General features: G+C 69.8%; 13 protein-coding genes. 2 read left to right on the forward strand and 11 right to left on the reverse strand.

Annotated elements, in window-relative coordinates; genetic code table 11:
* Positions 1 to 23: 23 nt before the first annotated feature.
* Genes IE145_RS30680 through IE145_RS30695 form a run of 4 tightly spaced genes read right to left on the reverse strand, consistent with a single transcriptional unit; the run spans position 24 to position 5958 of the window.
* Positions 24 to 2261, reverse strand: a complete 2238-nt coding sequence (locus IE145_RS30680) for a 1,4-beta-glucanase (RefSeq protein ID WP_189528692.1) — start codon at positions 2259 to 2261, stop codon at positions 24 to 26.
* Between the two features lie 55 nt (positions 2262 to 2316).
* Positions 2317 to 3240: a carbohydrate ABC transporter permease gene (locus tag IE145_RS30685; RefSeq protein WP_229825971.1), complete on the reverse strand. Its 924-nt coding sequence runs from the start codon at positions 3238 to 3240 to the stop codon at positions 2317 to 2319.
* 17 nt (positions 3241 to 3257) lie between these two features.
* Positions 3258 to 4283: an ABC transporter permease gene (locus IE145_RS30690; protein WP_189528694.1), complete on the reverse strand. Its 1026-nt coding sequence runs from the start codon at positions 4281 to 4283 to the stop codon at positions 3258 to 3260.
* A gap of 1 nt (position 4284) precedes the next feature.
* Complete coding sequence (locus IE145_RS30695) at positions 4285 to 5958, reverse strand: extracellular solute-binding protein (protein ID WP_189528695.1); 1674 nt, start codon at positions 5956 to 5958, stop codon at positions 4285 to 4287.
* A 416-nt stretch (positions 5959 to 6374) separates the two neighbouring features.
* Between IE145_RS30695 and IE145_RS30700 the strand changes: the two genes are divergently transcribed.
* A complete protein-coding gene (locus IE145_RS30700; RefSeq protein ID WP_189528696.1) occupies positions 6375 to 9317 on the forward strand; it encodes a glycoside hydrolase family 3 C-terminal domain-containing protein in 2943 nt (980 codons plus the stop codon).
* A complete protein-coding gene (gene yicI, locus IE145_RS30705) occupies positions 9314 to 11581 on the forward strand; it encodes an alpha-xylosidase (protein ID WP_189528697.1) in 2268 nt (755 codons plus the stop codon). Before IE145_RS30700 ends, yicI begins: the two co-directional genes overlap by 4 nt.
* 199 nt (positions 11582 to 11780) lie before the next feature.
* Here the strand turns inward: yicI and IE145_RS30710 are convergent, their stop codons facing one another.
* The 7 genes from IE145_RS30710 to IE145_RS30740 form a co-directional block, all read right to left on the reverse strand.
* A complete protein-coding gene (locus IE145_RS30710) occupies positions 11781 to 12971 on the reverse strand; it encodes a GTP-binding protein (protein ID WP_189528698.1) in 1191 nt (396 codons plus the stop codon).
* 7 nt (positions 12972 to 12978) lie between these two features.
* The gene (gene rpmF / locus IE145_RS30715) at positions 12979 to 13149 is read right to left on the reverse strand and encodes a 50S ribosomal protein L32 (protein WP_189528699.1); all 171 of its coding nucleotides are present in this window, start codon (positions 13147 to 13149) and stop codon (positions 12979 to 12981) included.
* A gap of 557 nt (positions 13150 to 13706) precedes the next feature.
* Positions 13707 to 14234, reverse strand: coding sequence for an SMI1/KNR4 family protein (locus tag IE145_RS30720; protein WP_189528700.1), 528 nt, complete (start codon positions 14232 to 14234; stop codon positions 13707 to 13709).
* Between the two features lie 396 nt (positions 14235 to 14630).
* On the reverse strand, positions 14631 to 15071 hold the full coding sequence (locus IE145_RS30725) for a hypothetical protein (protein WP_189528701.1): 441 nt from the start codon (positions 15069 to 15071) through the stop codon (positions 14631 to 14633).
* A gap of 389 nt (positions 15072 to 15460) precedes the next feature.
* Complete coding sequence (gene yjfF, locus IE145_RS30730; RefSeq protein WP_189528702.1) at positions 15461 to 16438, reverse strand: galactofuranose ABC transporter, permease protein YjfF; 978 nt, start codon at positions 16436 to 16438, stop codon at positions 15461 to 15463.
* Positions 16435 to 17442: an ABC transporter permease gene (locus IE145_RS30735; RefSeq protein WP_189528703.1), complete on the reverse strand. Its 1008-nt coding sequence runs from the start codon at positions 17440 to 17442 to the stop codon at positions 16435 to 16437. The genes yjfF and IE145_RS30735 overlap by 4 nt, the downstream gene beginning before the upstream one ends.
* Positions 17439 to 18989, reverse strand: coding sequence for a sugar ABC transporter ATP-binding protein (locus IE145_RS30740; RefSeq protein WP_189528704.1), 1551 nt, complete (start codon positions 18987 to 18989; stop codon positions 17439 to 17441). Before IE145_RS30740 ends, IE145_RS30735 begins: the two co-directional genes overlap by 4 nt.
* Positions 18990 to 19013: the final 24 nt, after the last annotated feature.

The following is a 19013-nucleotide window of genomic DNA, read 5'->3' on the forward strand; positions in this document are numbered from 1 at the left end:
TCTCCTTCCTCCCGGGCAAGTCCTCACCGGGGGTCTGCGTACTGGATGCCGCGGCCGTTGGTGCCCAGATAGACACGGCCGTGGACGCGGGGGTCGCCGGTGACGACCTCGCCGGTCCACCCCCACTGGTGGGCGTCGTCGTTGATACGGACCCAGGTCGCGCCCGCGTCGTCCGAGCGGAGCACGGCCACGCCCTCGTACGTCGCCGTGACCCGCCCGGTCTGGAAGACCGCCGGGTAGCCCGCCCGCCCCCTCCCCGGGGCGGCCTTGCCGAAGCCGAGGGCGTACGAGGCCTGGCAGCCGGCCACCGGCCTGAACGTGTGGCCGCCGTCGTTCGAGCGCAGGAGGCCGTCGTCCTTGGCGGAGAGCCACAGATCGCCCGAGCGTCCGGGAGCCGCGGCGATACGGAACTGGACGTCCCCCGAAGGGAGCCCGGTCGCGCCCTCGGTGAAGGTCGCCCCCTTGTCCGTGGAGAGGAAGACCGCCCCCGTGTCCGTGTCGTACACGTAGAAGCGCCTCGGATCGAGCGGATCGGCGACCGGTGTGCCGCCCTTGGGGAACGTGGGCACCTCCGCCCACGTCGCCCCGCCGTCCGTGGAGCGGTGCGCGGCGTACTTGGTGCCGTCCCAGTGGATGAACGTCCACAACAGCGTCGCCCCGTCGGCGGAGACCGCCACCGGGCCGGGAGCCGAAGGTGCGATCGCCGGCTGGGACGCGAACGGCTGCCAGCTCGCCCCGCCGTCGCGGGAGTACGCACCGGCCGGTCCGGATCCCGAGGGCCAGCCCGTCCGCACGACGTACGACGGCTTCAGCGTGGCCAGGGCCAGGCCCGTCGCCGTGCCGAAGACCGGGTTCGACGCCATGCCGCGCGCAGGGGATGCGGTCAGTCGGTCATGACGCATGACCCCGATGTCGCCCAGGCCGCTGAGCAGCAGGGCTCCCGAGGGCGGTGCGATCAGCTGGCGTACCGAGGACTCCTCCAGTCCGCGGATCTCGGGGGCCCAGTGGACCAGGTCGCGGGTCCCGTAGATCGTGGCGCCGGTGCCGTGGACGATGTGCCGCGCGTCGTACGGGTCGACCGCCACGGCCTGGATCCACCAGCCGAACTTGGGCTCCCCGCCCCACTTCAGATACGGCGTCTCCGAGACGTCCAGCACCGCCGTGTCCTTGAGGGAGGTCCAGCTCGCCCCGCCGTCCGTGGAACGGAACAGGGTGTCCACCGGACCCCAGCGGTTGTTCGTGGAGACCACCACGGTGCCGGGGCGGGAGGCGGCCACGGCCACTCCGCCGTACCCGAACGCGTCGCCGTCGCCCGGGGCCACCGGAGTCACGTCTCTCCAGGCTCCGGTCACGGTGTCGAGGCGGTGCACCGAGCCGTCGGCCTGGTTGTTCGGGCCCGGCCCGTCCGCGTAACTCACGTACAGCGCACGGCTGCCCGCGTCGTACGCCGCGCGGACCGGCACCTTCGTCGCGGCTCCGGCGGACGGCTGCCCGGGTACGGCCTCCCAGCCGCCGGAGGTGTCCTTGCGGTAGAGCACCGTGCCGCCGTCCGCCCAGCCCGCGTACACCGTCCGGCCGGCCGCCACCAGCAGGGTGACGCCCTGGCCGCCCGCCGACGGCGTGGCCGGGAAGGAGGTGTCGGCGGCCCAGGTGGCACCCCGGTCCGTGGAGCGCAGCAGCCCGTCGTGGCGCGTTCCGAGCCAGAGCGTGTCACTGTCACGCGGATCGACGAGGAGCCGCTCGCCACAGCCCCGGCCGTCCTCGTTGGCCCCGAGGCGCACCGTGAGATCGGCGCGTGACCACGTCGCCCCGCGGTCCTCGGACCTGAGCACCGCACCAGGGGAGGCGAACGGCTGTGTGTAGGTCCCGAGGGCCAGGTACAGCCGGTCGGGGTGCGCCGGGTCGACGGCCATCGCCTCGACGCCCGTCAGGTTCCAGTCGTCCCAGCCGATGTGGTCGGTGAGCGCCGTCCACCGGGACCTGCGGTCGTCCCAGCGGTAGGCGCCGCCGATGTCCGTGCGGGCGTAGGCGAGACCTCGCACGGCCGGATGGAACAGGACGCCCGTCACGAAGCCCGTCCCGCCGATCGCCGCGGTGCGCCAGCGGTGCGGCTGGGTCTTCCCGGGGCGCCGGGCGGCCGAGGCCGTGCCCGAGGCCGGCAGCACGGAGGCGGAGGCCGCGACCACCGCCGCACCGGCCAGGACGGTGCGGCGCCGGGGACGCGGGGCGGGTTCTGGCTGCGGGACGGAAGAAACACGCATGGCGAAAGACCCTCCGGTGGGCAGTGACGGGTGAGTGCGGTGCGGGAGGCGTTGATCAGCCCTTGACGGCGCCGGTGAGCATGCCTTCCTTGAAGTGCTTCTGCACGAACGGTGAGAGGACCGCGACCGGGATCAGCGCCAGCACCATGACCGCCATCTGGACGGCGAGCAGTGACAGGTGGCCGGTGTTGATGACCTGCGTCAGACCGGTGGGCCGCTCCTGTTTCAGGACCAGTTGGTTCATCACGTTCTGGAGCGGCATCATCTCCGGGTCGCTGAGGTAGAGGGACGCGTTGAACCAGGCGCTCCAGTAGCCGACCGCGTAGAAGAGCGTGATCACCGCGATGACCGCGCGGGACAGGGGCATGATGATCTGCCACAGGATGCGGAAGTCACCCGCCCCGTCGATGCGGGCGCTCTCGACGAGCTCCTGGGCCGTACTCATGAAGAAGGCGCGCAGGACCAGGATGTTGAAGACGTTCAGCGCGCTCGGGAGGATCAGGGCCAGGTAGGAGTCGGTGAGGCCGAGCCCCTGGACCACCAGGTAGGTGGGGATAAGGCCCGCCCCGAAGAACATCGTGGCGAGCATGAACAGCAGCAGCGGACGGTGGAGCACCGATCCCGGCCGGGACAGGCCGTAGGCGCACATGACCGACACGGCCATGCTGAAGAGCGTCCCCACCACGGTCACGCAGATGCTGACCACCGCGGCTCGGGTGACCTGGCCGCCGCCCAGGAGCTCCTGGTAGGCGACGAACGTGATGCCGCGAGGGATCACCACCAGCCCGCCCGCGTCGGTGATGGTCCGCACCGAGGACAGACTGGTCACGACCACGACCCAGAGCGGGAAGAGCACGGCCAGACAGGCCAGGACGAGGACCACGCCCTTGGAAGCGAGCCCCGCCTTCGTCGGCTCCTCCTCCCACACCGGCCGCAGCCGGCCACGCGTACCGGGCTTGGTCCCGGCCACGCCGGTCATGCGGTAGAGCAGGCCGCTCATTTCTTGTACACCCCCTGCTCGCCCATGAGATGGGCGACCTTGTTGGCACCGAGGACCAGCAGCAGACCGAAGACTCCCTTGACGATCCCGACGGCCGCCGCATAGCTGAAGCCGCCGTACTGGATGCCCACGTTCCACACGTAGGTATCGAGGACCTCGGAGGCGCCCGGGCCGACGGCCGTGCGCTGGAGCAGGATCTGCTCGAAGCCCACGGTGAGCGCGTTGCCCACCTGGAGGACCAGCAGAAGGGCCACGACCGGGCGCAGGGCGGGCAGGGTGACGTGCCACATCCGGCGCCAGCGGTTCGCACCGTCCATCGCGCTCGCCTCGTAGAGTTCCGGGCTGACCGAGGCCAGCGCGGCGAGGAAGACGATGACGCCCCAGCCGGCGTCCTTCCAGATCATCTCGAAGGTGATCAGGAACTTGAACAGGCCGGGGTTCGTCATGAGGTCGAAGCCCTCATGACCCCTCTCCCGCAGCGTCTGCGCGATGAGTCCCGCGCCGCCGAACATCTGCTGGAAGACCGTGATGACCAGGACCCAGGAGAAGAAGTGCGGCAGGTAGAGGATCGCCTGCGCCACAGCCCGGACCCGGGGCCGCACAAAGCTGTTGATGAACAGGGCGAGCAGGACGGGCACCGGGAAGAACAGCGTCAGCTGCAACAGGAAGATCGTCAGGGTGTTGCCCAGCGCCGACCAGAACAGCCGGTCGTTCACCATCTGCTGGAACCACTCGAAGCCGACCCAGGGGCTCTGCAGGATCGCCTGGACGGCGTTGTCCGCGATGTACGGGTCGTAGTCCTGGAAGGCGACGACGTTGCCCGCCAGGGGGATGTAGGCGAAGACCAGCAGCAGCAGCATCGCCGGCAGGGTCATCAGCAGCAGCGTCCGGTCGCGCCGCAGCCGGTGCCGCAGGGGCACCTTCGCGGTCACCCGTACGTCTTCGGGGGGCGCCCCGTCCTTCTCGGCAGGCGTCGACGCGGGGAATTGCCGCGCGCGCCGGTCATCTGTGCTCAGTGACATGTCAGGAGGCCGACTCACCGGTCTCGTCGAGCAGCTTCTTGTACCAGTCGCGCAGCTTGTCGCCGCCCCTGGCCTTCCAGTCCGAGACCTGCTGCTGCATGTCGCCGACCTTCCTGCGGCCGCGCACGATGTCCTTCTCCATGGCCTCGAACTGCGCGTTGAGCTCGGTGTACCGGGCGGGCTCCTGGATCTGCATCCCGTGGAACAGCGGCTTCTTCAGGTGCGCTCCCTGGCGCTGCTGCCACTCGACGACGCCCTTGGCGACGTCCGGAAAGTCCGGGTAGGCGCGGTACGGCTTGGAGGTGGCGATGTACTCGTAGGTGGCGAAGACCTCGTTGTTGCCCTGCTCGTTCTTGACGAGGACGCCGTCCTCCAGGCTGTGGTGGGTGCCTTCCAGGCCGTACGCCCGCAGGCGCTGTTCCCTGCTCCCGTACGGCGCTGCGGTGAAGTTCGCCAGGGCGAGGAGGTCCTCGACGACCTTCTCGCCGGCTTTCTCGCTGACGAAGCACCAGAGGTTGGAGGGGGACGCCTCGTAGATGACGGGGTCACCGCCGTCGTGGGCGAAGAAGTCCATCGCCCCCATCCGGAAGTCCGGCCTGTCCAGCCGCTGCACGGCGGTCGCGGCGTACCAGTCGGAGATGTCCGCGTTGTACATCATGACGTTGCCCGAGGAGAAGGTGGTGCGCATGTCGCCCGTCTCCGCCTTGGCGTCCGGGTGCACGAAGCCGGCCGAGTACAGCGAGCGTGACCACTCCAGTGCCTCCAGGTACTCCTGGGTCTCGTAGCGGTTCACCAGCTTGCCGTCGACCAGTTGCCAGTAATAGGGCTTCTCCGGCAGCACCCCGAAGAAGACGAACGCCGACCACGTCATGTCGCTGCACGCCCATACCTTGCTCCTGGGCGCGTTGATCTCCTTGCAGAGGTCGTAGAACTCCTTCGTGGTGGCCGGGACCTCGTACCCCTTCTTCTCGAACAGGTCGGCGCGGTAGAAGGGGGTGATGTTGGGCGTGGCCTCGGCGGGCATGGGTATCCCGCGCAGCCGGCCGGCGAAGATGCCGCGCTGCCAGGCGCCGGTGGGAATGGCCGCCAGGTTGGGATACGCCTTGACCTTGTCGCCCGACAGGTAGGGGCCCAGGTCCGCGAACTTGTTGGCGATGGCGCTCGGGATCTTGCCTCCGAGCTCCCAGCCCGGGATGACGACGGCGTCCGGGATGGAGCTGGAGGCGAGCACCGCGCCGAGCTTCTGCCCGTAGACGTTGCCGTCCTGGTTCTGCCACTTGACCTTGACGCCGGCCGCCGTGTCCATGGCTGTCCAGTAGGCGTTGCCCTCGCCGGGCGAGGTGCCCCAGAGCGGCGCCATGATGCTGATCTCGCTGCCCTTGCCCAGCTTCTCGGGCACCGACACCGCCAGCTCGGCGGCGGGGAGCGCCGTCGTGAAACCGTCGGCCGAGCCGTTCTTGCTGGGGATGTCCGGGGTGACGGTCGTCGAGGGCACATACGCGGGAAGGATGTCCTTCAGCTTCTGACCGGTGGTGGTGCCCTCGTTCTTCGAGCCACCGGAACCGCCGCCGCAGGCGGCGAGAAACGGCATGCCGCCGCCCACGGCTGCCGCGACAACCACGGAGGAGGCGAGGAATCGTCTCCGGCTGGGAGCGGAGGGGGAGTTCGGCGTCATTGCGTCAACCCTTCGTGGTGCGACAGGGCGGCGCGCGGCGGCGACTGCCGCTGGGCTCTGTCGCTGAGGTAGGGGCGTTACCGGCCGAGCCGGCCGGAACGGAACCGGCTGAGCTGAAGCGGTCGACGGGCTGCTAGTCGAAGCGCTTCGATGTTGCAGCGAGGTTAAGTGAAGGGTGTCGGCCGCACAAGAGTTCGTTTCGATATTCGTCCGACCCGTATCCGAACCACTTCCCGGCTTGATGGCACGCCGATCTGCCCGGAAGAGGCTCCTGGGGGCGGCCGCGCCCTTGACACTCGCGGGGTCGTCCGATGAGCATCGAAGCGCTTCGAACGATCTTCTCCCCGCCCCGCGCTGGAAGATGACTTGGCGCCGGCAGACCGGAATACCTCCCACCTCTTCAAGGGGACCCGCACGTGACGGACCATCCACTTCCCTTCCGCGACCCGCGGCTGTCCTTCTCCCGGCGCGCCGACGATCTGCTCGGACGGCTCACGTCCGACGAGCGGATCGCGATGCTGCACCAGTTCGCCCCGGCGGTGGAGCGGCTGGGGCTCGGCCCGTTCCGTACCGGACAGGAGGCCCTCCACGGGGTCGCCTGGATGGGGCCCGCCACCGTCTTCCCGCAGGCCGTCGGCCTCGGCGCCACCTGGAACGACGACCTGGTCCGCCGGATCGGGGAGGCCGTCGGCAACGAGGTGCGGGCCAAGCGTGCCCAGGACGACCGCGTCGGGCTCAACGTCTGGGCGCCGACCGTGAATCTGCTCCGCCACCCGCTGTGGGGCCGCGGCGAGGAGGGGTACTCCGAGGACCCGGCTCTCACCTCCGCCATCGCCGTCGCCTACACCCGGGGACTGCGCGGGGACCACCCCCGCTACTGGCGCACCGCACCCGTGCTCAAGCACTGGCTCGCACACAACAACGAGACCGACCGCGACACCGCGTCCTCCTCGGTCCGCCCGCGCGTCCTGCACGAGTACGACCTGCGGGCCTTCCGCGACGCGGTGCGGGCGGGTGCGGTGGCCGGCGTCATGCCCGCCTACAACCTGGTCAACGGCCGCCCGAACCACGTCTCCCCGCTGCTGGGGCAGTACCTGCGCCGTTGGACCGACCAGCCGCTGGTGGTCTGCTCGGACGCGGGCGCCCCTTCCAACCTGGTCGACTCCGAGCACTACTTCGACACCCACGAGGAGGCCACCGCGGCCTCCCTGAAGGCGGGTGTCGACAGCTTCACCGACCACGGCACGGATTCCACCGTCATGACGGGACGCATCCGCGACGCGCTCGCGAAGGGGCTCATCGACGAGAGCTACATCGACACGGCGGTCCGCCGTCTGCTCGCCATGCGCTTCGCGCTCGGCGAGTTCGACCCGGAGCTCGACCCGTACGCGCAGGTCGACGACCTGGACACCGAGGAGCACCGGGCTCTGGCCCTGGAGGCCGCCGAGCAGGCGGTCGTCCTGCTCAAGAACGACGGCCTGCTGCCCCTGGAACCGAAGCAGGGCCGGACCGTCGCGGTCGTGGGACTGCTCGCGGACGCCTGCAAGCTCGACTGGTACAGCGGCACGCTCCTGCACCGCTCGACGCCGCTCGACGGAATCCGCGCACGGTACGGCGCAGAGAACGTCCTCTTCGCGGAGGGCGTGGACCGGGTCAGGCTGAAGAGCTCCGACGGCTGGGTCCACGTACCCGCCGCCGACGGGGCGGCGGAAGGCGGGGCGCGCGGCGCCGAAGGCGCCCTGGACCCGGCCCTCCTCGCGGGCCGCACCGACCTGCCTCCGCTGACCTGCGGCGACGAGCCAACCGAACTGGCCCTCGTCGACTGGGGCGACGGCGTCCTGACCCTGCGTACCGACGAGGGGCTCCATCTCTCCGTCGCCGACGACGGGTACGTCAGGGCGTCCGCGGACGAGCCGGGCGGCTGGGTCGTCCAGGAGACGTTCCGCCTGGAAGCGGTGGAGGGAACCGCCGACGGGTACCGCCTGCTGCACCTCGGGACCGGTGGGTACGTCTCGGTCGCCGCCGACGGCGCGAAGGTTGCCGACGCGGGCGGGAAGATCTCCCGGAACGACGCCACGGTCTTCGAACGGGAGACCGTCGAGCGCGGCGCCGACGCGGTGGCCCGCGTCGCCGCGGCCGCCGACACCGTGGTCGTCGTGGCGGGCAACGACCCCCATATCAACGGCCGCGAGACCGAGGACCGTACGACCCTCGCCCTCCCCGCCCAGCAGGACCGGCTGTGGCGCGCCGCGCACGCCGCCAACCCCCGTACGGTCCTCGTCCTGGCCTCCGCCTACCCCTACGCGGTCGGCGACGCGGCGGACGGACTGCCGGCCCTGCTCTGGACGGCCCACGGGGGGCAGGCGGCTGGTACCGCGCTCGCCCGCGTCCTCGCGGGCGACGTGTCCCCGGCGGGCCGGCTCCCGCAGACCTGGTACGCGAGCGACGACGATCTGCCCGGCCTGCTCGACTACGACATCATCGGCTCCCGGCAGACGTACCTCTACTTCGACGGCACGCCCCTCTTCCCGTTCGGCCACGGCCTCGGTTACGCCGACTTCACGTACTCGGCCCTGCGCACGGAGGTGGACGGCGAGCGGCTGCGCGTGGCACTGACCGTCACCAACGACGGCGGGCCCGCCGCCGACGAGGTGGTGCAGCTCTACGTACGGGCGGCCGGACCCGCCAAGACGGCCGAACCCGCCCGCGAGGGACCGGGGCGCCGGCTCCCCGGCCTCGGCGATCCCCGGGATCTGCCGCGGCGCAAGCTGGTCGCCCACCGTCGGGTGCACCTTGCGCCCGGCGCGGCGGAGCACATCGCATGCGAACTGCCCGTGGAGGAGTTGGGGCACTGGAGTGTGGCACACGGCCGGTGGACCGTGGAGCCGGGCACCTACGAGATCCTCGCGGGAGCGTCGAGCGCCGACATCCGGCTCATCGCGTCAGCGGTCGTCGACGGAGAGGCACAGGGCCCCCGGCCGGTGGCGACGCACGGTCTGGAGGCCGTCGACTACGACCGGCAGAAGGACACGGAGATCCTCGACCGCACGAAGACGGAGGGTGACGTCGTGGCGCCCGCGTCCGCCGACGAGGAGGGGAGCCTCGTCTACCGGGCGTGCGACTTCGGCGAGGGGGTGTCCGGACTGAGGTTCCTGGCCTCGGGCGAGGGGAGCATCACCGTGAGCGTGAGCGGCCACAGCCTGGCGCTCCAGCTCCCGGACACCGGCGGACCGTACGCGTACCGCACCTTCGAGGCCGCGCTGGACCTCCGGGGGGTGCACGAGATGGGCATCGGCCTCCGGGGCACCGTGCGCCTCGCCCGCGTGGACGTCGTTCCCGCCACGAAGGAGACCGCATGAAGTTCACCGACGGCTTCTGGCTCATGCGCGAGGGCGTCCGAGCCTCGTACGCGACCGAGATCCGTGATCTGCGCGTCGAGGCCGACCGGTTCACCGCGTACGCCGCGGTGAAGCGTGTCGCGGCGCGCGGCGACACGCTCAACACCCCGCTGATCACCGTCGAGTGCTTCTCCCCGGCCGAGGGCGTCATCGGCGTCCGTACCACCCATCACGCGGGCAAGGCCCGCCGGGGGCCGGACTTCACGATCCTGCCGGACGACACCACGGCGCCCGCGGCCCGCACCCGCCGGGACGGTGCGGCAACGGAACTCACCAGCGGGCCACTGACGTTGCGGATGGACGGTGAGGGCCCCTGGGGCATCTCCTTCCTCGATGCCGACGGCCGGCGCCTCACCGGGGTGGACCCGAAGGGCACGGCATTCGCGACCGCACCCGACGGCACACACCACATGATCGCCCAACTGGCCCTGGACGTAGGGGAGTACGTTTACGGACTCGGTGAGCGCTTCACCCCGTTCGTCAAGAACGGGCAGACCGTCGACATCTGGCAGGCCGACGGTGGCACCAGCAGCGAACTGGCCTACAAGAACATCCCGTTCTACCTGTCCTCACGCGGCTACGGCGTCTTCGTCAACCACCCCGGCAAGGTCTCCTTCGAGGTCGGCTCGGAGTCGGTCGGGCAGGTGCAGTTCAGCGTCGAGGACCAGTCGCTGGAGTACTACATCGTCGCCGGCCCGACGCCGAAGGACGTCCTGTCCCGCTACACGGCCCTGACCGGCAGACCCGCGCTGCCGCCGGCCTGGTCCTTCGGCCTGTGGCTGACCACGTCCTTCTGCACGTCCTACGACGAGCAGACCGTCACCTCCTTCGTCGACGGCATGGCGGAGCGCGGGATCCCGCTCAGCGTCTTCCACTTCGACTGTTTCTGGATGCGCGAGTACCAGTGGTCGGACTTCCTGTGGGACCCGGAGGTCTTCCCCGACCCCGAGGCGATGCTGGCCCGCCTCAAGGAGCGGGGCCTGCGCATCAGCATGTGGATCAACCCCTACATCGCCCAGAAGTCGGCCCTGTTCGCGGAGGGCGCCGAACGCGGCTACCTGGTGAGGCGCGCCAACGGTGACGTCTGGCAGTGGGATCTGTGGCAGCCGGGGATGGCGCTCGTCGACTTCACCAACCCGGCCGCCCGCGCCTGGTACAACGACAAGCTGCGTCTTCTGCTCGACCAGGGTGTCGACTGCTTCAAGACGGACTTCGGCGAGCGCATCCCCACGGACGTCGTCTGGCACGACGGCTCCGACCCGGAGCGGATGCACAACTACTACGCGCAGATCTACAACCGCACCGTCTTCGAACTTCTGGAGAAGGAGCGCGGAGCGGGGGAGGCGGTGCTCTTCGCCCGGTCGGCGACGGCGGGCGGACAGCAGTTCCCGGTGCACTGGGGCGGTGACTGCTTCGCCTCCTTCACCGCCATGGCCGAGTCCCTGCGCGGCGGGCTGTCGCTGAGCCTGTCCGGCTTCGGTTTCTGGAGCCACGACATCGGCGGCTTCGAGGGCACCCCCGACCCGGCGGTCTTCAAACGCTGGCTGGCCTTCGGCCTGCTGTCCTCGCACAGTCGGCTCCACGGCAACGTCTCCTACCGGGTGCCGTGGGAGTTCGGCGAGCAAGCCGTCGACGTGGCACGGAAGTTCACCCTGCTCAAGCACCGCCTCATGCCCTACCTCTACGGAGTTGCCGCCGAGGCGCACCGTACGGGCATCCCGATGATGCGGCCCATGCTGGTGGAGTTCCCCGGCGACCCCGCCTGCCGCACCCTGGACAGGCAGTACATGCTCGGCCCGGACCTGCTGGTCGCGCCGGTCTTCACCGAGGACGGCGAGGTCGAGTACTACGTCCCCGAGGGCACCTGGACCTCACTGCTGACCGGCGAACGCGTCACCGGCCCCGCCTGGCGGCACGAGACGCACGGCTTCGACAGTCTGCCGCTGCTGGTCAGGGACGGAGCCGTACTCCCGTGGGGCGCCGACGACCAGCGCCCGGACGGGGACTGGCTGGACGGCCTCACCCTGCGGATCTTCGGCACCGGTACGGACGCGCGCACGGTCACCGTGCCGGACCTGACCGGCGCCCCGGCGGTGGAGTTCCACGTCGTGCGGGACGGGGCCGGCGCCCGCGTCACGGCGGAGGGGGCCGACCGGGTCTTCCGGGTGACCGTCGATGGATCCGACGCGGCGGGGGAGGGGACCGGGACGGTTGTCGTCGCCTGAACTCCGCCCACCACCGCGCAGCCCGCTGGGCCCCGCCATGGGTGCCCGGCGGCGCTGCCGCTCCCTGGGGCAGCGCCTGGGGCCGAGGCCGCCGCCCCGGTCCTGGGAGAGGCCCCTCCCCGCCCTTGGGTTGCCTTCCTGCCCGGTGTGTACCGGACCGGACGGTGCCGTGGCTGCGACCACCGTCCGGCCCGGAGTCTCAGTGCCCCGTCGCGCTTGCGAGGGGGGCGTGCTCGTGAGCGCAGCTCTCGTCGAACCCGTAGGTGTCCCACGCGGGGGAGGGGTCCTCGGCGGGCGGCTCTTCGCCCTCCCGCATGAGACAGACGGTCAGAGCCGCCCGCAGCGAGTCCGTGTCCAGGTGCGTGCCGATGAACACGAGTTCCTGGGCGTAGCGGTTGTCGGCGGCCCGCGCGGCGGACGGCTCGAAGCGCGCCACCGAGCCGGCCTGTGACCACAGTCCCGTCACCCGGGGCCGGCTGGCGAGAGTGAAGAAGCCCTTGGAGCGCAGGACCTGTCCGTGGGTGCCGCTGTCGAGCGACTCGGTCAGGAAGGTCCACAGCCGCCCCGGGTGAAACAACTCCGCGGAGCGGAAGACGGTGGAGGAGATGCCGTACTCCTCCGTCTCGGGGACGTGGTCGCCGTTGAGCTCCATCACCCAGCCCGGAGCCTGTTGCGCCCGCTCCAGGTCGAACCGGGCCGTGCCCAGGACCTCGCCGACGGGTACGCGACCTCGCACCGCGGGCACGAGGTGAGCGGCTGGGTTCAGGCGGGCGAGAGCGGCCCGGAGCCGGTCGGCGGCCGCGTCATCGACGAGGTCGAGTTTGTTGATGACGATGACGTCGGCGAACTCGATCTGGTCCATCAGCAGGTCGCTGACCGTGCGTTCGTCGTCCTCGTACTGGTCCAGGCCCCGTTCGGCCAGTTCGTCACCGCCGGCCAGCTCGGGCAGGAAGTTGGCGGCGTCCACGACCGTGACCATCGTGTCGAGGCGGGCCAGGTCGCTGAGGGTGGCCCCGTCGTCGCGGGCGAAGGCGAAGGTGGCGGCCACCGGCATGGGCTCCGAGATCCCGGACGACTCGATCAGCAGGTAGTCGAAGCGCCCCTCGCGCGCCAGCCGGTCCACCTCCTCCAGCAGGTCGTCCCGCAGGGTGCAGCAGATGCACCCGTTGGTCATCTCAACCAGGCGTTCCTCGGTGCGCGACAAGGCCGCATCGCCGCCGCGTACCAGGGCGGCGTCGATGTTGATCTCGCTCATGTCGTTGACGATGACGGCGACGCGCAGGCCCTCCCGGTTGGTGAGGACGTGGTTGAGCAGGGTCGTCTTGCCGGCGCCGAGGAAGCCCGACAGGACGGTGACGGGAAGGAGCGGTGCGGGGGCGGCGGTGTGCATGCGGGTATCAGCCTTCGGGACGGAGCAGACCGCGCTCGTACGCCCGGGCCAGCTGCTGGGGGACGCGGTACGGCACGCCGTCCACGGTCACGGTCGTGAGCTGAGGCGTCACGGCCTTCCACTGTGCGCGGCGGTGCCGGGTGTTGCTGCGCGACATCTTGCGTTTGGGTACGGCCATGGTGACCTCCGTGGGCGGGTGGTGGACGGGAACGACCCTACATGAAAATGAATGTCGTTCCGAAGTGGCGCTGACGTGGGCGTCACCCCGTGGCTGCGCCGGCGACGGCCGTGAGGTGACGTGACGTGACGTGACGTGAAAGCGTCCGCGTCGGAGTGCACGGCGAGGCGATCGCCGGGGGGGTGAGGGGTGGAGTTGATGCCCAGGCCGACTGGGAGCGAGGGGGACCGTGTATCTGGTCAGCCACCTCATCGCCAGGGTTGACGCATGCCCGCGGCCTGGCAGGGGCGCGTCAGCGGTGCCGGCCAATGCCGGTCGCGGTGCAGTCCCTGGTCGCAGGCCCTGGAGACCCTGGGGGGCCCTGCGGATGGCCGTGCGCGGCTGTCGGAACAGCCTCATGGCCGCCACCGGGTGCTGGGGCGGCGCCCCGGACCGACCCGCGATGCCGCAGGTTGACGACGTGGTTGCCGGGATCTGGTCGCAATCCGTTGAGGATCGCTGAAGAGCCGAGCCTGGCGGTGCGCGTTCTGGGAGCCGAGCGGCAGTTCTGCTTGACGTTACTCGAAACCGATGTCCCCTATCTGCTCGAATGACGGCTCCCCTTGAATAACGGGAACGTCAAGTTCCTCGCGCAGCGCAGCCCGGAGGAAATTGGTAAAGGTCATCTCGAAAATGAACCACGCCCCCATTTCCACCGCGACCTGCCACTGCTTTCTGTGCTCGTCAGGGGGAACAAGAAAGATGTGGTTGCCTGAAATTGATCTAGCAACTGCAAAGTATCCGCCCTCTTCCGGGTGTATGGGGTGCCGGTGCGCATGGGGATCACTTTGAGCCGTCTCTCCGTACGAGAGGGATGCCTGATCCCATAGCGATTCGAGGCGCAGGCCGTGATCTCCTCTCGCGGCTCGTGGATGAAAGAGGTAAACCTGATCATTGATGCACCCCGGCCCGTAAGCGGAGACGAACTCCTTGTAGTCGGCGGGTAGAGTGATGTGGTTCCTTCTTTCAACGGCTTCCCAGTCTGTGTCCGTATCGCCGTTGGCCAGGGGTGCCCCTAGAAGTTCACGGAACTGAATGTTCTGCACCTGATGACCTTTGTGAGTAGGGGTATCCGCCAGTAGCGCGAAGGGTGTCAGTGTTGCGGGCCGCACACGTTTCGCGGCCGCCGGCCATGGCATCGGCAGGGGGTTTCGCTCGCATTGAGCTTCCTGGGCTGATAGCCCCCCGAACGCCGACGGGAGGATTTCCTGACCGCCGACAGTCGGCGGGTGCGGACGCCGCCTGCGCGGTGCGGGAGTCCGTTTGGGGGCAGCGCGGACGAGCACCAGGCCGAGGTCCCGGCGAGAGGAAGCCGACCCGCCCCACGGTCGATGCCGACGCCCTTGTCGTACAGGGCGTCGGCATCGGCGTGAAGAAGTGGCGACGGGGGCGGGATGTTCTCCCGGCCGTGTGGGCCTCGGAGGAGAACGGGTGATGCCTGGTCAGCGGCGGCCGGAGGCCAGGTAGGCGAGGAACTGGCCGCCGCCCGGCTCGATGTCGGCGGTCACCGGCAGCCCGGGCACCAGTCGGGAGAACCGGTCCACCAGCCAGTCCGCCGCTTCCTGCGCGTCCCGCCTGGTCGGACAACGGCCCACCATCTCGCGGCCCCCCTTGCGCTCCAGCCTCCCGGCAACGGTGATCAGCGGCGCGGGTTCGACCACGTACAGGTGGTCCGGCCAGGCGATGACCACTTTGACCGCACCCTTGCGGGTGTTGCATCCGCGGTGCGCGAGCCGCTCGGCGACCTTGGCCTTCCGGTCGGCGGTCCGGCTGTCGACGCTGGGCCCCCGCGGGTCGTTCACCGACGTGTCGAGGTCGACCGCCTCGTCGCACACCCAGCACCGTCGGCCGTCGCGCTCGGCCACGTCATCAAGGAGACTCATCCGGGCAGGTTAGCCCACCCGGCCGCGCAGCCCAGGCGTTCGGCGGGCCGGCGACGGGCTCGCAGCGGCAGTGGCGCACAACCGGGTGGGGTGCGCGGTCACCCCGCGGTGCGCAGGTCACCGAGCTTCGCTTCCCAGGAACTCCGTTCGATGTGGCGCACCTTCTGTCACCGACGCACCCCGTGCCCTGCGTGGCGCTCCTCGCTCCGGCCGAGGGAATCTCCCCGCTGGCCCATCTCGGTCCCGGGCCGGGAGGCCGGGGCTGCGGACCTCGGATGTGAGCCCGGTGAGCTGGCCCGCCCGGACCACCGGGCCGTGCCGAACTCCGCCGCTGATGGCGTTGTGCAGGGGTGCCCGACGGGCCGCAGCCGCGTCGGCCGGCCTCTGGCTCAGGCCTGCCGACGGACGATCAGACGCTGGAGCACGATGAAGGCCAGCAGGAGAGCGCCGATGACGATCTTCGTCCACCAGGAACTGAGCGTGCCCTCGAAGGAGATCAACGACTGTACGGTGCCGAGGACCAGCACCCCCACCACCGACCCCACCAGGTAGCCGGTCCCGCCCGCGAGGAGGGTCCCTCCGATGACGACGGCGGCGATGACGTCGAGTTCCATGCCGACGGCGTGCAGACCGTAGCCGGAGAGCATGTAGAGGCTGAAGATCAGGCCGCCCAGCGCGGAGCAGAAACCGCTCACCACATAGACGCCGACCTTGGCCCGGCTGGTGGCCAAGCCCATCAGGCGGGCCGAGGACTCACTGCCGCCCACCGCGTAGACGGTCCGGCCGAAGCGGGTCAGGTGCAGGACGTACAGGGCGGCCAGGACCACGGCCAGCGCGATCACGACGCTGTAGGTCAGGGTGATGTCGCCCGGCAGCGTGATGGCCCCGCTCGCGAACTCACGGAACGCGGGCTCGGTGATGGAGACCGACTCGACACTGATGAGGAAGCACAGCCCGCGGGCCAGGAACATGCCTGCCAGCGTGACGATGAAGGGCTGGACTTCGAAGTGGTGGATGACCAGACCCATGAGCAGACCCAGGGTGGCGCCGGAACCGAGGACCGTGATGATCGACAGCAGCGGAGGCCATCCCGCGTTGAGCGTGGCCGCGGCGATCATGGTCGAGAGGGCGGCGACCGCGCCGACCGAGAGGTCGATGCCGCCGGTCAGGATGACGAAGGTCATGCCCACCGCGAGGACGATGAGGAAGGCGTTGTCGACGAACAGGTTCGCGACCACCTGCCCCGACGCGAAGTTCTCGTACCGGACCGATCCGGCTCCGAAGGTGACCACGAACACCGCGAAGGTGGCGATCACGGGCAGGAAACGCTGGGGAAAGCGCGCGGAGGAAAGAGCCAAGGTGCTCATCCGGCGGCCACCTCCTGGGAGCGGGACGTAGGAACGGCGGTCTTACGGCGTGCGCGGAGCATCCTCGTCGTCCGGGGCGACTGGAGCAGGCAGACGGCGATCACCACGACGGCCTTGAAGATCAGCGTGACGTTGGTCGGGACACCGATGGTGTAGACGGTGGTGGTCAGCGTCTGGATCACGAGAGCGCCCAGCATCGTCCCGGCGAGGGAGTACCTTCCTCCGGCCAGCGAGGTGCCCCCGATGACGACCGCGAGGATGGCGTCCATCTCGATCCACAGACCGGCGTTGTTGGCGTCGGCGGCGTTCACGTTGGAGCTGATCATCAGGCCCGCGACCCCCGCGCACAGACCGGCGAAGACGTAGACCGTCCAGATGATCGTGCGGGAGCGTACACCCGCGAGCTCGCCCGCCTTGGGGTTGATCCCCACGGCTTCGATGAGCATGCCCAGCGCGGTTCGGCGGGTGATGAGGGCGACGGCCGTCAGGACGGCGAGGCTGATCAGGATCGCGATCGGCAGGACGAGGAAGCCCGAGCCGATCTGCCGGTAGAGCGGATCCTTGACGGTGACGATCTGGCCCTCGGTGAGCAGCATGGCGCCGCCGCGGCCCGCCGTCATCAGGACCAGGGTGGCGATGATCGGCTGGATCCCGAGGACGGAGACCAGGAAGCCGTTCCACAGCCCGAGCAGGACGCAGACGCTCAGAGCCAGCAGCACCGCGGTCGCCGCGTTCCCGCCGCCGGATATGTAGGTGCAGGCGATCGCGCCGGCGATGGCGGCGACGGCTCCCACGGACAGGTCGATGCCGCGGGTGGCGATGACCAGAGTCATGCCGACGGCGATCAGGAGCGTCGGCGCTCCGTTGCGCAGGATGTCGACCATGCTGCCGAAGAGGTGCCCGTCCTGGATCCGGAGTTCCACGAAGGACGGCTCGACGGCGATGTTGAGGACGATCAGCGCGCCCAGGGCGACGAGCGGCCACAGCAGCCGCCCGCGCGTCACGAAGCCACCGCCGCGGTGTGGTTGTCGCTCGGAGCGGCGATAACAGACATGATCTTGTCCACCGACACGTCCTGGCCGGTCAGTTCGGCCACCTTGTGCCGGTCGCGCAGGACGACGACCCGGTCGGACACGCGTACCACTTCTTCCAGTTCGGCGGAGATGAACAGCACCGCCATGCCCTCACCTGCGAGGTCGGCCACGACCTTCTGGATGTGCGCCTTGGCGCCGATGTCGATGCCCCGGGTGGGTTCGTCGAGGATGAGCAGCCGGGGCTTGGTGACCAGCCAGCGTGCGAGCAGCACCTTCTGCTGGTTTCCGCCGGAAAGGGTGCTCATGATGGCGTCGGGGTCGGCAGGACGGATGTCCAGCTTCTCTATGTACTCCCTCACCAGCGCGTCGGAGGTGCGCCGCGGGATGGGGCGTGCCCACCCCCGGGCGGCCTGCAGGGCGAGCACGAGGTTGTCGCGGATACTGAGGTCGGCGACGACCCCTTCGGCCTTGCGGTCCTCGGAGCAGAAGGCCACGCCCTGGGCGATCATCGCCCGGGGGCCGCGGGGGCGGTGCTCCCGGCCGTCGAACGTGAGAGTTCCGGTATGCGCGCGGTCCGCGCCGAAGAGCATGCGGGCCAGTTCGGTGCGGCCCGAGCCGAGCAGACCGGCCAGACCGACGACCTCCCCGGCGTGGATCTCCAGGTCGACGGGGGCGATCGCTCCCGTACGGCCCAGGGCGACGGCGGTGAGGAGCGGCGCGGTGCCGGGAGCCCGCGCCTCCGAGCGCCGCTGCACCTCCTCCAGCACTCCCAGTTCGCGGCCGAGCATCGCTGCGACGAGTTCGATGTGGTTCATCTCGGACGGCAGGTACTCGCCGACGAGTGAGCCGTTGCGCAGGACGGTCATGCGGTCCGCGATCTCGTAGACCTGGTCGAGGAAGTGGGAGACGAAAAGGATGGCCACTCCGTCGTCGCGCAGCACGCGCACGATGCGGAAGAGCTCGGCGACCTCGTCGGCGTCCAGGCTGGAGGTGGGCTCGTCCAGCACCAGGACGCGTGCGTCCACGACCAGCGCCCTCGCGATCGCCACGAGTTGCTGCACAGCGATCGGGTGGGAGCCCAGAAGAGAGCCGGGGTCGATGGACAGCCCGACGCGGGTGAGCAGTTCCTTCGCCCGCGCGCGCATGGCCCGTCCGTCGATGTGTCCCAGCCGGCGTGGCTCGCGGCCCAGCAGGATGTTCTCCGCCACCGAGAGGTTGGGCAGGAGGTTGACCTCCTGGTAGACGGTGCTGATCCCGGCATCCTGCGCTTGGCCGGGCGCGTCGAAAGCGATCGGTTCGCCATGCAGGTGGATGACGCCTGTCGTCGGAGGGTGCACGCCGGTGAGTGCCTTGATGAGGGTGGACTTGCCTGCCCCGTTCTCGCCCATCAGAGCGTGCACTTCACCGGGGAGCAGACGGAAGTCGACACCCGAGAGAGCTTTGACGCCGGGGAACTCGACGCTGATGTCGCGCATCTCGACCACCGGGGTGCCGGTAGGCGCGGAGGAATCGGTCATGACCAGTGCTTTCGTCGTGGGTGC

This window comes from Streptomyces sindenensis (assembly GCF_014649035.1).
Lineage (GTDB): Bacteria > Actinomycetota > Actinomycetes > Streptomycetales > Streptomycetaceae > Streptomyces > Streptomyces sindenensis.

Excerpts from the sequence above, each read along its gene's own strand:
- IE145_RS30680 (WP_189528692.1), bottom strand. The coding sequence starts at position 2,261 with ATGCGTGTTTCTTCCGTCCCGCAGCCAGAACCCGCCCCGCGTCCCCGG.
- IE145_RS30685 (WP_229825971.1), bottom strand. The coding sequence starts at position 3,240 with ATGACCGGCGTGGCCGGGACCAAGCCCGGTACGCGTGGCCGGCTGCGG.
- IE145_RS30690 (WP_189528694.1), bottom strand. The coding sequence starts at position 4,283 with ATGTCACTGAGCACAGATGACCGGCGCGCGCGGCAATTCCCCGCGTCG.
- IE145_RS30695 (WP_189528695.1), bottom strand. The coding sequence starts at position 5,958 with ATGACGCCGAACTCCCCCTCCGCTCCCAGCCGGAGACGATTCCTCGCC.
- yicI (WP_189528697.1), top strand. The coding sequence starts at position 9,314 with ATGAAGTTCACCGACGGCTTCTGGCTCATGCGCGAGGGCGTCCGAGCC.
- IE145_RS30710 (WP_189528698.1), bottom strand. The coding sequence starts at position 12,971 with ATGCACACCGCCGCCCCCGCACCGCTCCTTCCCGTCACCGTCCTGTCG.
- rpmF (WP_189528699.1), bottom strand. The coding sequence starts at position 13,149 with ATGGCCGTACCCAAACGCAAGATGTCGCGCAGCAACACCCGGCACCGC.
- IE145_RS30725 (WP_189528701.1), bottom strand. The coding sequence starts at position 15,071 with ATGAGTCTCCTTGATGACGTGGCCGAGCGCGACGGCCGACGGTGCTGG.
- yjfF (WP_189528702.1), bottom strand. The coding sequence starts at position 16,438 with ATGAGCACCTTGGCTCTTTCCTCCGCGCGCTTTCCCCAGCGTTTCCTG.
- IE145_RS30740 (WP_189528704.1), bottom strand. The coding sequence starts at position 18,989 with ATGACCGATTCCTCCGCGCCTACCGGCACCCCGGTGGTCGAGATGCGC.